The sequence below is a fragment of the Acinetobacter sp. 24-47-47 genome, from assembly GCF_057737035.1.
Genome location: NZ_CM173216.1, coordinates 1,636,473 through 1,650,796 on the forward strand (window position 1 = coordinate 1,636,473; position 14,324 = coordinate 1,650,796).

The following is a 14,324-nucleotide window of genomic DNA, read 5'->3' on the forward strand; positions in this document are numbered from 1 at the left end:
ATCGGAAGCTGATTCAGGATGAACAAAATAAAAATACAATGAGGTGTTCAATGACGAACAAAGTGTATGAAAGTGCTGAAAGTGCACTGAACGATATCATTCAAGATGGTCAAACCTTAGCTGTTGGTGGTTTTGGCTTATGTGGTATTCCTGAGGCTTTGATTGCTGCCCTGAAACAAACAGGAGCTAAAGAGCTGACTTGTATTTCAAACAATGCAGGTGTAGATGATTTTGGTTTGGGATTACTACTTGAAACAAAACAAATTAAAAAAATGATCTCGTCCTATGTCGGAGAAAATAAAGAATTTGAGCGACAATACTTAAATGGTGAACTTGAAGTCGAGCTAACCCCTCAAGGCACTTTGGCTGAAAAACTCCGTGCTGGTGGAGCTGGGATTCCTGCATTTTTTACCCAAACAGGCGTAGGTACGTTGATTGCAGAAGGTAAAGAAGTACGTGAGTTCAATGGTAAAGAATATATTTTAGAACCCTCTTTAACTGCAGATGTCGCTTTGGTCAAAGCGTATAAAGCAGATAAGGCAGGTAACCTAATCTTTAGGAAAACAGCTCAAAATTTTAATCCCGTTTGTGCGATGGCTGGGAAAATCACAGTCGCTGAAGTTGAGGAAATTGTAGAGATCGGTGAGCTCGATCCCGATTCGATACATTTGCCCGGCATTTATGTAAATCGTATCGTTCTTAACACTACACCAGAAAAAAGAATCGAACAAATGACCTTAAAGGCGGAGGCATAAGTTATGGCATGGACGCGTAATGAAATGGCACAACGAGCTGCCTTGGAACTCGAAGATGGATTTTATGTCAATTTAGGGATTGGATTGCCTACATTGGTTGCGAACTATATTCCTGAAAATATCAATGTTTGGCTCCAATCTGAAAATGGTTTGCTGGGAATTGGCGAATTTCCAACAAAAGAAACCGTAGATGCTGACCTGATTAATGCGGGTAAGCAAACTGTTACGGCGCGAGCAGGCGCTGCATTTTTTTCCAGTGCTGATTCATTTGCCATGATCCGTGGTGGGCACGTGAATATAGCTATACTTGGCGCTATGGAAGTCTCTGAGCAAGGTGATCTTGCGAATTGGATGATTCCAGGGAAAAAAGTCAAAGGTATGGGTGGAGCAATGGATTTGGTGGCTGGCGTACAAAAAGTCGTCGTGCTAATGGAACATTGTGCCAAAGATGGCACCCCAAAAATTGTTCCGCAATGTTCACTGCCCCTTACAGGTAAAGCAGTCGTTCATCGCGTGATTACAGATCTAGGGGTTTTGGATATCACGCCTCAAGGGGTAAAACTGATAGAACTGGCTCATGACGTCAACTTTGATGAGATACAGAAAGTGACTGGAGTTCCCCTAATTCAATCGCAATAAGATCGCTAAAAAAACCACGCCTAAGCGTGGTTTTTTTATTTAGAAAGCATTCATTAAAGAGACGCCAATACCCGCATAGGTAGCACGATGATTATAATCAATCAAACTCTCACCATACCCATCGAATAATTGAAAATGACCTCTAAGTTTGCCACTGATTGGAAATGCCCAATCAAATTGAACAGCTCCTCGAGAATCATCCCCACCCTTAAGTGAATGTCTTAACATCAAACTAAAATCATGATCATTCCAACGGTAAAAAGTCGTTAAATCACCACGACCAATATAGTTTTTAATGTCAGGATTGTTATCATCATTGAAATCTTCTTCGATTCGATACCAAGGTCGAATCATCATAGCGAAATTATCACGCTCAAATCCTAAGTTCAGCATCACACGGTTCCAACTACGTGATAAAGGATCCGAACGTCCATTTGATTGATGATTCAGCGTTAAACCGAGTAAGCGACCATTTAAACCTAAAAATTCATAGTTGGTTCTAAACACAATACTTGCTTCAGGTTCATAATTCGTTTCACGAAATGGTCGTGATTCTTCAGAGTTGTAAACCTGCCAACGAGAGGACTGGGTATAACCCAACCAAATATCGCCATTATTCCCGATTAAGTTTTCAACAGCTTTGGTTTTGAGTGAAATTTGAAACTTAGACTCTAAAGACTTTAAATTTTGATCATCTTCTACGGTATTTTGAGGATTTGGGCTCGATGGAAATTCGTTCTTATCAGACGTCCAAAATGCAGGAAGTAAATATACAGGTTGATGTGCGCGTATATTCCATGTACCTAATTTACTGTCTTCAGCCAATTCCCATCGTTTATCAAGCAACGATGAATTCGGTGTAATTACAGGACCTTCCACCGAAAACAAGTTTTCAACTTTATGTTCGATTTTAGACTTTAAATCCTGTGGTTCAACCTGCGGTACTGGTATTTCACGCGCAGCCTGACGCTCAGAAACATAAGCAGGTTGCTCACGTTCAGGGGCTTTGAACAATGCATCATAACAGGCTAAACGCTCTGCATTTGAATCAAGTGCAACGCACGCTTGTGGTGACGCTGGATTCGCTGGTACCACATCTGTTGCCCAAACTGTCTGTATAGGCAAACACATAAACGACGACACACCCAACCATATTGGTGAACGTTTTATTCTATTTCGCATTGGCTAAGCCCCATTTTTAATTTTAATTCACTTGTTTTATTGAAAACCCAAGTTCTGCAAGTTGCTCTTTTTTAGCCATTGGTGCTACAACAGCCTTCGTTGGTTTTTGATTCACTAAATACGTTTCTGCTACACGCTTTAGATCATCTAACGTTACATTGAGCAAACGCTCTCGTAAAGTTTTTCTGAATTGAGGCGTGCGTCCATGCAATAATGCATAACATGCAGTAATTGCTTCACCTGCTGGAGAACCTGGCTTATCCATGCTCGATACAAGACCCAGAATCGCCTCTTCAAGTTGGTGTGGTTTTTGTTCAGTATTCAATAACCAATCAATACTTGCTTCAAAATCTTGGAAAGTTTCTGCTAAACGTGGATCACGATAACTATAGAATCTAAATGCACAAGCATTGCCATCATAGCTTGCACCACCACCATAAGCGCCTCCTTTTTCACGGATTGCACTGTGTAGGAAACCATTTCGTAGATAAGCCGCAAGCACCATTAACGGTGCTGCATCCGGATGAGAAACTTCAACTGCTGGATAAGCAGAAGCACAGAATTGGACATTGGATTGAATCAGCCATGCTTCGTCATTTTGCGTTTGTTCAAAATTAACTTCAGCAAGATGCACTGGCCCACGCTTCACTTCAAGTTTATCCCAAACATTTTGAATTTCTTCAATTAAACGTTCAGACTGTTGCTCTTCACAGACCAGTAGGAACTGTTTAGGCGCGAGTAACAACAAACGGTGAATATTTTGCAACTCTTGAATGAGGTTCGCATATGCTTGTTCATCTGTTTCAATGCTTTGCACAAGCTCGCTCAGCCAATTAAGCGCACCTAAGCCGGTATTATTATAATCACGTAATGCCAATGCACTCATATTACGAGAAGCAATCTGCATGGCATAGCTATGTCCAGAACCAGACAAACGGGATGCCCAACGCGTCTTACGCTGTTGTAAAAGTTCAATAATACGGTCCTTTTCATCAAAACGCAGTTTCTCAAATGCCAGTTTTAACAATTGAATCGTATCTAGTTTGTGGGCAAGCGATTTGGTTGTCAGCGTTAAAAATGCGCTAATTTTACCTTTATCATCAACTTTACTACGTAGAGATGCCCCCATACCAAGGCCACCACTTACCGCTGTTTGTAATTGCTGTAATTCTAAATAATTATATTGACCTGCACCAACCTCCCCCATGAGCACGGAGAGTAAGTTAAAGTAAGGTGATTTCACGACTTGATCAGGAATTTGAATAATCACTTGTTGATAATAAATTCCGTTAGTACCAGCATGGTATAAGTTCAAGGGTGTATCTAAGTTATTAGAATTGATTTCTCTCAATTGACCTTGAACGACTGGAAGTTCGGCAGGAATATCTTCTAAACCAACTTTCGGCAATAAATCTAAGTTATCAGGAGTTGCCTGTCTTTCATTTAATGCTTCAGTCTGGCGTACAATTTCCGCTTTTTCATCATCTGTTAAGCGTGCGCCTATATCAGCTAAACGGTGTTTTTCTGCTTCAGCCTCTAATTTCGACTTATTCGCATCTGGTACAAGCGTCATCTGTACACGATGCGGATTATCAATCAAATGGGTCTTAATCAGATTAGGCAACCACATCGGGTCTTTCAACTGCTCTTTCACTTGCTCAATGGTCGAATCTACGTCCCAAACATGTATTGGATCATTATGATGAATTGCACTGCTTAAACCATTGAGGATGAGGCTTAGACCATAAGGCGTGCCATCTCCACCAATTTCTCGTTGGTGTAATTCAATTTGATGCAAAATCGCATCAACCAATGACTGATCTACAGGCTTCGAGGCAACCTCGTTCAGCACATTCAACACACCGTTTTTGAATGTTTCTGCATGTTCAGGATTTGAACCTTGAATACCACAGTAGAAAGTCATTTCATAGTTAGAATCATCAAGACCTAAAATTGGTCCTGTAGATTGAGCATAACCACACGTTTCTAAATAGTGACGTAATGGTGAAGCAGAATCTTCCAATAAGATCCCTTCAGCCAAACGTAAGCCTAAACGAAGTTGAATATCACTAGATTCAGGAAGTAACCATGCCAGTACATGGTAGGTTTTATCTTTCAAATCTTTAGCATCTACCGCGTAAGTCTCTGTCACCTCAATAGGTGCTTCTAGACGCTGTTCTGGTGTCGAATATAAGGTTTGACCTTTCTTAAACTTAGATAACGCTAAAGTTTCAAACTGCTCTTGTAACTCATAGGCAGATTGATTACCAAAAGTCATGAAAATAGCGTTACTTGGATGATAATGTGACTTATAGAAACTGACTAACTCTTCGTAAGTTAAATCAGGAATATCCTTAGGATCACCACCTGAATTATAGTGGTAAGTCGTTTTAGGGAATAAATGATGAGCAAGTTGGTGATATAACTGATCTGAAGGTGAACTCATTGCACCTTTCATTTCATTAAAAACCACACCCTTGTAAACAGGCTCACCATTTTCCAACTCAATTCGGATACCTTCTTGAGCGAAATCCAAAGGGTTTAAATTGGCTGCAAATGCTGCATCCAAATAGACGGAAAGTAAGTTTTGGAAATCTTTTTTATTCTGTGTCGCAAATGGATAAGCTGTCCAATCGGCAGCTGTAAATGCGTTCATAAACGTATTTAGAGAACGACGGATCATTAAAAAGAATGGATCACGTACAGGAAATTTTTCAGAACCACATAATGCAGTATGCTCAAGAATGTGTGCTTCGCCTTTTGAATCCATCGGTTGTGTACGGAAAGCAACTAAAAAAACATTTTCATCATGTTCAGTTGCTAGATGAAAATGCACAGCGTCAGTTTCTTTATGACGGTATTCTGAAACTAATATATCGAGTGCGGCTACATGATGTTGACGTACCAACTGAAACGCGGGATGAACGGTGTTTTGAATGGTTTCAGTAACATCTACGGTCATGTGTGCTCCTTAATTTACATAAATTTTAACAAAGATCATTATACTGATAGTTCAATACAATTCATCATTTATACAACAAACTCCAACTATTTTCCGAGTAAAATAGTCAGATTAAAACTAAATCAATAAAACTATATCTGAATTAAATGATTCATTTCGATTAAATGTAGGTTAAAGCTTGAAAATCAAGCTATACGCTACTGAATTCAATCGCATTGGTGTAAAATCGTTTTCTTTTTTCGTGATGTGAATTTAGACATGGCTAAAGTTGACCTTTTTGCGATTGGCAATGCCCTCATTGACCAAGAATTCAAAGTATCTGATGAATTTCTTTTAGAGCAAAATTTGCAAAAAGGTACTATGCAGCTTACAGATGGGGAAACTCAAGCCCGTCTATTTCAAAACTTAAAAAATTCTCAAGAATATAAAGGTCAAGCCTCTGGGGGATCTGCAGCTAACTCAACAGTGGCTTTTAGTGCCTTAGGTGGTCAAGCGTTTTATGGATGCCGTGTCGGCAATGATGATCTTGGAGCGTTGTACTTAAAAGGTCTAAATGATGCAGGAATACAAACCTCTGAACGTTCGATCAGTGAAGGCGTAACTGGGACTTGCATGGTTTTGGTCAGTCCTGATTCAGAACGTACCATGCATACTTTCTTAGGTATTACAGCTGAACTCAGTAATGAACAAATTGATTTTGAAGCGCTAAAAACCGCTAAATGGTTATATATAGAGGGTTACCTTTCTACGAGTGATACAGCACGAGCTGCCGTAAAGCAAGCGCGTGTAATTGCGAAAGCAAATAATGTGAAAATTGCGTTAACGCTCTCTGATCCTGCTATGGTGCAGTATGCGCGTACAGGCTTGGACGAATTATTAGATGATGGTGTAGATGTTCTATTCTGTAATGAACAAGAAGCATTGATGTATACACAAACTGATGGCTTACAAAATGCTCTTGCTGCACTTAAAAAATTAAGCTCTACCGTCATTATTACGCTTGGCGCAGACGGCGCTCTTGTAGCAACGGAATCAACTGAACTTCAAGTGAAAGGACGTAAAGTTGTTGCTTTAGACACGAACGGTGCTGGTGATGCTTTCTCTGGTGCATTTTTATATGCATTAAATGCTGGTAAAGATTTACAAACAGCGACTGAATTGGCTATTTTAATCTCAAGCCAAGTGGTTGCTCAATTTGGTCCACGTTTAGACGTAGCTGATTACGCTAAACTTCTTAAAGAATTTCAAATAGAAGTCGCATAAAATGAATAAAATTTGCATGACTGAAGACATTCCTGAAAGAGAATCTCGATCTTTTGAAACTGAAAATGGTGACAACATTTTCATTACGCAACGAGATGGTTGCTTCTATGCGTATCAAAATGTATGCCCACATTTACAAGTTGAGCTCGAGTTTCTTGAAAATCAATTCTTAGATCGTGATCAAGAGTTCATTGAATGCTCTACTCATGGTGCTTTATTTGATGTAGAAACTGGTGTGTGCATTTCAGGCCCATGCCAAGGTGAATCTTTAGAAAAAGTCGAGATTAAAGTTCATTCTGATGGTGGAATTTACTTAGAATCTTAAGTCATGAGGTGAAGGACATGCTGGCATTTTTAATGGAAATTGATTTAATGCCATTTCATATGTGCGTGTTTGCATTGCTAATGCTCAGCATGGCTGAAACCTTAGGCTATTTTGTTGGCTTAAGACCTAGTCAATTTATAAAAAAATTAACACCTTATTGGCTTATTCGCCTTCCTTTGCTTCAAGTTAAATTTTCCAAAGTTCTCATTCTTGTTTTTTTTCTGATCAATTTTAGTTTTGCTGGATATTTTCTTCAGCTCATTGTATTTGCAAGCCAGAAAACCTTTCTAGCTTGGTACTATGTTTTATTACCCGCTTTAATTATCGCAATCTTCTTTACGGTATTTATGATTCATTGTTTGGATCAAGTAATCAAACCCAAATACAAATCAGAGCACTCAAATTTGCTTGGTCGACTAGCAACTGTTTCTAGTGGTAATGCACGACCTGGTTTCTCTGCTCAAGCACGCGTTCGCGATGAATTCGGTCAATTACATTATGTACAAGTTGAACCAGAGTTTGGGGAACTTGAATTTCAATCTCAAATCCTCCTGATCCGTGCAAAAAGATCTCATTTTATTGCTAAAAAAATTGCAAAAACAAATCAACTTTTCAATGTTGATCAGCATTAATGAGCTATTAACACCCCACTTCAATTATATGCATTTGATTTGAAAATAGTTCATTCAAGGTATTTTGTGACGCCTATTAAATTTAAATCCAACCAACTCAACGATTATATAAAAATTAATAAAATTCTTATAACCAACCATTTCAATCAGATTTAAAACCAACTAATTTAATAAACTTTAAAACAATAATCCTATTATTTTGGTTGGAATTAAAACATTAATACCAAGTATTTTAGTCTATTTTATTTTTTAATATAACCATTTTAGTAGGATTTAATTTTATTAAAAATAAAAATTACAAATAACTGTTTTTATTATATTTTTTATATTAAAAATATTTATGACTATAAAGTATTTATTTTAAATAAAAAAAAGATAATAATAATTAAAATAGATTCAAATAATGCATTTAAATATGATGATTAAACCTTCAAGTTTAAATAAAAATTTAATCAAAGAGATTACTCTGATTCTTATTATCAAAGTAATCATTCTTATCGTGATTAAAAATATCTGGTTTGATGCACCTACCATTCCCAAAAACTTTGACCATCAAGTCGCTGAACGAATTACGGGCAGCGAACTTAAAATGAAGGAGACACGTTGATGATTTCTGAAAGCGTGGTCGATCTATCGCGGTTTCAATTTGCAATGACCGCAATGTATCACTTTATATTTGTACCCCTCACTCTAGGTTTGGCATTTATCCTTGCCATCATGGAAACCACCTATGTCATTACAGGCAAAGAGATTTACCGAGACATGACCAAGTTTTGGGGTAAGTTATTCGGGATCAACTTTGCTTTAGGGGTAACCACTGGACTAACGATGGAATTCCAGTTTGGTACAAACTGGGCTTACTACTCACATTATGTAGGTGACATTTTTGGTGCACCATTAGCAATCGAAGGATTAATGGCCTTCTTTTTAGAATCTACTTTTATTGGTTTATTCTTTTTCGGCTGGGAACGTCTTTCTAAAGTCCAACATTTATGTGTGACATGGTTAGTGGCTTTAGGCTCTAATATGTCAGCACTTTGGATCTTGGTTGCAAATGGTTGGATGCAAAACCCTGTCGGTGCCGCATTTAACTATGAAACCATGCGTATGGAACTGGTAGATTTTGCCGCACTAATCTTTAACCCAGTGGCACAAGTTAAATTTGTCCATACTGTTTCTGCGGGTTATGTGACTGGTGCAATTTTTGTATTGGCAATTTCAAGTTATTACCTACTTAAAAAACGTGATTTGGCCTTTGCCCGTCGTTCATTTGCCATTGCTGCTATTTTCGGTCTTGCTTCGACATTATCCGTAATTTTACTGGGTGATGAATCAGGATATGAATTAGGTGATGTTCAGAAAACCAAACTCGCTGCAATTGAAGCAGAATGGGATACACATCCAGCACCAGCTGCATTCACATTATTTGGTATCCCCAATCCCGAGACGCAAACAACAGACTATGCTGTGAAAATTCCATATGTCATGGGTTTAATTGCGACTCGCTCTACAACTGAACAAGTCACAGGGATCAAAGATTTAATCGCACAACATGAGCAACGTATCCGTAATGGTATGGTCGCTTATGCACAGCTTGAACAACTTCGTGCTGGAGATCAATCACCAGAACTCAAAGCTGCATTTGACGAGACTCAAAAAGATTTGGGTTATGGTCTATTGTTGAAGAAATACACACCAACTGTGGTTGATGCTACTGAACAACAAATTAAATCTGCAGCTTTAGATACTATCCCTCATGTTCCAAGTTTATTTTGGGCATTTAGAGCGATGGTGGCGTCAGGTTTCTTAATGCTCTTGTTGTTCATTCTTGCAACGTATGCCGTCATGAAACGTAATGCTGAAAATAAAACTTGGTTGCTCAAGTTTGCACTGATCGCCCTTCCACTTCCATGGATTGCAGCTCAAACAGGTTGGTACGTTGCTGAAGTTGGTCGTCAACCATGGACTATTGGTGAAGTTTTACCAACACACCTATCTGCATCAAGTATTAGTTCAGCGGATGTATGGGGTTCAATTTTAGCACTCGCTGCTTTCTATACAGTGCTGCTCATCATAGAAATGTATTTAATGATCAAGTTCTCAAGACTAGGACCAAGCTCTTTACATACTGGAAAGTATCATTTCGAAAAACTAGCAGCAGCCAATAAGTCAACTGAGGAGATTTAACATGATTGAATATGAACTTCTCAAAATCATTTGGTGGGTATTGGTCGGCGTCCTCCTTATTGGGTTTGCTTTGACTGATGGATTTGATATGGGCTCTATGGCACTGATGCCGTTCGTCGGTAAAGACGATGAAGAGCGTCGTGCTGCTATCAACACCATTGCACCACATTGGGATGGAAACCAAGTTTGGTTTATTACGGCGGGTGGTGCACTTTTCGCAGCTTGGCCAATGGTATATGCAACAGCTTTCTCGGGTATGTACTGGGCGCTGTTACTCGTATTATTTGCTTTATTCCTTAGACCTGTTGGTTTTGACTATCGCTCTAAGCTCGAAAATACTAAATGGCGTAATGCTTGGGATTGGGGCTTATGTATTGGCGGCGCAGTACCAGCACTCGTTTTTGGTGTTGCATTTGGCAATATGTTCCTTGGCATCCCCTTTACACTTGATGAAACTGTTCGTTCAACTTACACAGGAAGCTTCTTTGCACTTTTAAATCCATTTGCCTTGGTCTGTGGATTGGTCAGTTTGACGATGCTTGCTGCGCATGGTGGTGCATGGTTAATGCTACGCACTGAAGGTGCATTAAGAACACGCTCTGCTCAAGCTACACGATATATGGGTATTCTTTTTCTCATCTGTTTTCTCGGTGCTGGTGCATGGTTGTATTTCGGCAATATCGAAGGCTACACGCTTGTAACACCTTATGATACGAATGGTGTAGCTAATCCACTTGCTAAAGAAGTACTCACTAATGCCAATCATGGCTGGATGAACAATTATTCTATTTATCCAATCACAATATTGGCACCGGTAATGGCGATTATCGGAGGAATAATTGTGGTTTTAGCATCGTCTAAAAATAAAGCGGGACTTAGTTTTCTGGGTACATCGTTCGCTGTGATTGGCACAATTCTCACTGCTGGTTTTGCCCTATTCCCATTCCTGATGCCATCTAGTATTCATCCAAACATTAGCTTGACGATGTGGGATGCAGTATCTAGCCAAATGACGCTTTCAGTAATGACTGTTGCTGCATGTATTTTTGTTCCACTGATCTTGGCATACACCACTTGGTGTTACTACAAAATGTGGGGTGTGATTACCAAGAAACATATTCAAGACCACACGCATAGTCTGTATTAAAACCGAATCACTGTTAGGAGAAAATTATGTGGTACTTCGCATGGATACTAGGTGTGTTAATGGCATGTTTCGCGAGTGTACTTGCAGCCATTTACATGGAACAACATCAAGACTTAGATGGTGAATGAAATGATTGAGCTTGCGATGTCAAATTCTGAAAAACGTAAATACTCATTTGCAATGATCATTTCATTTCTGATGGCATTGCCTCTCGCTACCATATTACTCATCCACCCAAGTCTAATGTTGGATGCGAGTGGTAATTACAGTCACCGTGCCATGATGCTGATTATGATTGGAATATCTGGTGGTTTTATCCATGGCGTAGGGTTTATACCACGTTATTGGATATGGAAGTATTTATTTAGCCCATTTGTAGCATGGCCATTAATGATTTATGGTTACTATACTTGGCTGTTCACTTAATTTATAAAAAGCCCTCTATGAGTATGAGGGCTTTTTTATATCTGTTTATGAAATATTAAATGTTTTATTGCGTTGCAAGCCAAGTCATAAATTTTTGACGTTCCTGCTTTGAAGAATTTTTCCATACTTCAATCAACGTCTGACCATCATGAGTATTTGAATTTGTATTTTTAATGTCAGCTTGTTCCACTGTTTGAGTATTTATTGATGGTGAACTTGACTTGGTCATTAGGCTAACTTGTGGATCATTATGCAATATCTGATTGATCGTACCGCCTAGCAAACTTTGCGAGGTCATTTGAACAATCAGATTATTTGAAATGAGTTGATTATTTTGATTATAAATTGCCAATTGAGGATTTTTGGCGAATATTTTTGCTTGGTCCAAATCTCGTGGTGGATGAATTAAATCCAATTTGTATGACCTATTATCCTCTAGGGTTGGCAATTTCAAAGTAAGAATATCAGACTTTACGATCTCATGATTATTTAAAGGTAGTTCAAAGTATTGATTATATCGAACATTCACCAAAGGTTGATTCGCATCAATTTGGTATTGTTTTTTTGATTTAAATAGTCCTGATTTAACCTCTTGATTATTCACTGAAATTACGACCAGTTCCTCTGGAACCTCCAAGGTCGCCGCTGCAAAAATTTGACTGCTCAAACCCGTAAATATCAATGCAGACGCAATTTTTAATTTCATAAATAACTCAATATTAGATTGTTAGATATGACTACTATGCTACCAAGCGATGACAATTTAATGACAGAACTCGTCATAAAAAAAAGGCACCGAAGTGCCTTTATATGATTTGGATTAATTAAAAGTTTTAAAACGAATTTCGTCATCAATAAACGTTTTATCTCCTGCAGGCGCTTCGATTGAACCGAGCACAAGCTGAGCACGAAGTTTCCAAGAAGATGGAATTTCAAATGTTGAAGCCACTTCTTCATCCACAATTGGATTGTAATGTTGTAATGATGCTCCAATATTTTTTTCTGACAATGCAGTCCAAACCGCAAATTGAGCAATAGCTGTTGAATGTTCAGACCAAATTGGGAAATTCTCAGCATAAAGTGGGAATTGCTCTTGTAAACCTTTCACCGTATCTTGATCTTCATAAAACAATACAGTTGCGTGACCCGCTTTAAAGCTATTGATCTTATTTTGAGTTCCCTCAAATGCTTCTGCAGGAACAATTTTACGTAACGTTTCTAAAACGATATTCCAAAATTTGTCATGTGACTCACCAAAAAGTGTTACAACACGTGATGTCTGTGAGTTAAATGACGATGGACTTTGACGTACCGCTTCTTTAATGGTTTCTTCAATCTGAGTATTGTCTAAAGAAACATTCTTACCAATTGCATAGATGGTACGGCGATTTTTAATTTGATTTAGAAAAGACATAACTTATTCCTTATTTTTAACATTCATTGTGTGCTAACGATAATGCTATCTTATTCATATTACGAAACCTTTTCAGCCTTATCTTTATAACAAAGTGTTCTATTTTTGGAACAAATTGCGTATTTAATGTATTGAGTCTAAAGATTCGGCTTTCTCATATTTGATTAACCTTATGAATTTTAATTATTTATAAAAAAAGCTCCGTATAAGGAGCTTTTTAAATTAACCCAAGAATAATTATTTTTCGTTATCAAATAATGCAGCGACAAATGATTTTGCTGAGAACGGTCTCAAATCATCAATCTTTTCACCTACACCAATAAATCGGATTGGCACATGTGTGCGGCTCGCAATGTTAAATAGCACACCACCCTTTGCAGTACCATCCAATTTGGTAATAGTAAGACCCGTTAAACCTACAGCTTCATCAAATATTTCAACTTGATTAATCGCGTTCTGTCCTGTGCCAGCATCCACAACAAGCATCACTTCGTGCGGTGCAGTCGCATCAATTTTCTGCATAACACGTTTTACTTTTTTGAGCTCTTCCATCAAGTGACCTTTGTTATGCAAACGCCCTGCGGTATCTGCAATCAATACATCGATCCCTTTCGCTCGTGCACTTTCAAAAGCATCAAAAATTACAGAAGCACTGTCTGCACCATGACCTTGTGCAACGACATGAATATCGTTACGTTCACCCCAAATTTGTAGCTGTTCAGTCGCCGCAGCACGGAAAGTATCGCCTGCCGCGAGCATGACTTTTTTACCTTCACCTTGTAATCGTTTTGCGAGTTTACCAATTGTGGTTGTCTTACCTACACCATTTACACCCACAACCAAAATCACATAGGGATTTTTATTAGGATCGATATGTAACGGTTTGACACGTGGTGCTAATAAAGCAACTAATTCTTCTTGAAGAGCTTTATAGAGAGAATGAGAGTAGATCAAATCGCCACGCGCAGTTCTTTCAGTCAAATTGGCAATAATTGTTTTCGTCGCCTCTACCCCAATATCTGCGACCAATAATTGTTCTTCAACTTCTTCGAGCAGCTCATCATCAATCTCTTTACCACCGACTAGAATATTCATCATTCCATCAGCTAAATTTTTACGAGATTTTGATAAGCCTTCTTTCATACGACTGAAGAAACCACCTTTCGGTTTTGTTTCTTCAACGGCCGGCACCGTTTCCAGCTTTTCTACTTCATTGTTTTCGATAATAGGCACATTAACGGCCGGGAGGCTCGGTAAGGTGACATCGTCATCACCAATATCCGCATCAATCAAGAATTTATTTTGCTGTTCTTGCATGCCGATTCCTTGAAAAGCATTGCGATTAAAAGAATGGAGTTTAGCATAGATTGCTTTAAATTCACGATCTGCAAT

General features: G+C 38.5%; 14 protein-coding genes and 1 pseudogene. 10 read left to right on the top strand and 5 right to left on the bottom strand.

The features are described 5' to 3' along the window. Positions 1-50: 50 nt before the first annotated feature. Both AC1M9E_RS07675 and AC1M9E_RS07680 read left to right on the top strand, forming a co-directional pair. Positions 51-755, top strand: coding sequence for a CoA transferase subunit A (locus tag AC1M9E_RS07675; protein ID WP_488224654.1), 705 nt, complete (start codon positions 51-53; stop codon positions 753-755). Between the two features lie 3 nt (positions 756-758). Continuing rightward, on the top strand, positions 759-1,394 hold the full coding sequence (locus tag AC1M9E_RS07680) for a CoA transferase subunit B (RefSeq protein ID WP_092768415.1): 636 nt from the start codon (positions 759-761) through the stop codon (positions 1,392-1,394). 39 nt (positions 1,395-1,433) lie between these two features. Here the strand turns inward: AC1M9E_RS07680 and AC1M9E_RS07685 are convergent. Further along, a pseudogene (locus AC1M9E_RS07685) lies at positions 1,434-2,483 on the bottom strand (phospholipase A); the annotation flags it as partial. A 115-nt stretch (positions 2,484-2,598) separates the two neighbouring features. Further along, positions 2,599-5,538 (bottom strand): insulinase family protein, encoded by a 2,940-nt coding sequence (locus tag AC1M9E_RS07690; protein ID WP_488224655.1) that lies wholly within the window; start codon positions 5,536-5,538, stop codon positions 2,599-2,601. Positions 5,539-5,796: 258 nt separating this feature from the next. Between AC1M9E_RS07690 and AC1M9E_RS07695 the strand changes: the two genes are divergently transcribed. The 8 genes from AC1M9E_RS07695 to AC1M9E_RS07730 all read left to right on the top strand — a co-directional run bounded on the left by AC1M9E_RS07695 (position 5,797) and on the right by AC1M9E_RS07730 (position 11,518). Then, on the top strand, positions 5,797-6,801 hold the full coding sequence (locus AC1M9E_RS07695; protein ID WP_481608191.1) for an adenosine kinase: 1,005 nt from the start codon (positions 5,797-5,799) through the stop codon (positions 6,799-6,801). A 16-nt stretch (positions 6,802-6,817) separates the two neighbouring features. Next, positions 6,818-7,126 carry a Rieske (2Fe-2S) protein gene (locus AC1M9E_RS07700; protein WP_171076765.1) on the top strand — a complete coding sequence of 103 codons (309 nt, stop codon included), beginning with the start codon at positions 6,818-6,820 and terminating at the stop codon, positions 7,124-7,126. A 17-nt stretch (positions 7,127-7,143) separates the two neighbouring features. After that, positions 7,144-7,758 carry an OB-fold-containig protein gene (locus tag AC1M9E_RS07705; protein WP_035266601.1) on the top strand — a complete coding sequence of 205 codons (615 nt, stop codon included), beginning with the start codon at positions 7,144-7,146 and terminating at the stop codon, positions 7,756-7,758. 415 nt (positions 7,759-8,173) lie between these two features. Then, positions 8,174-8,365 carry a cytochrome oxidase putative small subunit CydP gene (gene cydP / locus AC1M9E_RS07710; protein WP_481587955.1) on the top strand — a complete coding sequence of 64 codons (192 nt, stop codon included), beginning with the start codon at positions 8,174-8,176 and terminating at the stop codon, positions 8,363-8,365. Continuing rightward, the gene (locus tag AC1M9E_RS07715; protein WP_035266593.1) at positions 8,365-9,945 is read left to right on the top strand and encodes a cytochrome ubiquinol oxidase subunit I; all 1,581 of its coding nucleotides are present in this window, start codon (positions 8,365-8,367) and stop codon (positions 9,943-9,945) included. Before cydP ends, AC1M9E_RS07715 begins: the two co-directional genes overlap by 1 nt. A 1-nt stretch (position 9,946) precedes the next feature. Next, positions 9,947-11,092 (top strand): cytochrome d ubiquinol oxidase subunit II, encoded by a 1,146-nt coding sequence (gene cydB / locus AC1M9E_RS07720; protein WP_092768425.1) that lies wholly within the window; start codon positions 9,947-9,949, stop codon positions 11,090-11,092. A gap of 26 nt (positions 11,093-11,118) precedes the next feature. Then, complete coding sequence (gene cydX / locus AC1M9E_RS07725) at positions 11,119-11,220, top strand: cytochrome bd-I oxidase subunit CydX (protein WP_035266590.1); 102 nt, start codon at positions 11,119-11,121, stop codon at positions 11,218-11,220. 1 nt (position 11,221) lies between these two features. Beyond that, positions 11,222-11,518 (top strand): cyd operon YbgE family protein, encoded by a 297-nt coding sequence (locus AC1M9E_RS07730; RefSeq protein ID WP_488224656.1) that lies wholly within the window; start codon positions 11,222-11,224, stop codon positions 11,516-11,518. Positions 11,519-11,582: 64 nt separating this feature from the next. Here AC1M9E_RS07730 and AC1M9E_RS07735 read toward each other — a convergent pair whose 3' ends face one another. From AC1M9E_RS07735 to ftsY, 3 genes are all read right to left on the bottom strand, one after another. Next, positions 11,583-12,224 (bottom strand): DUF2057 family protein, encoded by a 642-nt coding sequence (locus AC1M9E_RS07735; protein WP_488224657.1) that lies wholly within the window; start codon positions 12,222-12,224, stop codon positions 11,583-11,585. A 114-nt stretch (positions 12,225-12,338) separates the two neighbouring features. Further along, entirely contained in the window at positions 12,339-12,932 is a 594-nt protein-coding gene (locus AC1M9E_RS07740) for a nitroreductase family protein (protein ID WP_481592290.1), read from the bottom strand. 237 nt (positions 12,933-13,169) lie between these two features. Next, on the bottom strand, positions 13,170-14,249 hold the full coding sequence (gene ftsY / locus AC1M9E_RS07745; protein WP_481592289.1) for a signal recognition particle-docking protein FtsY: 1,080 nt from the start codon (positions 14,247-14,249) through the stop codon (positions 13,170-13,172). Between the last annotated feature and the right edge of the window lie 75 nt (positions 14,250-14,324).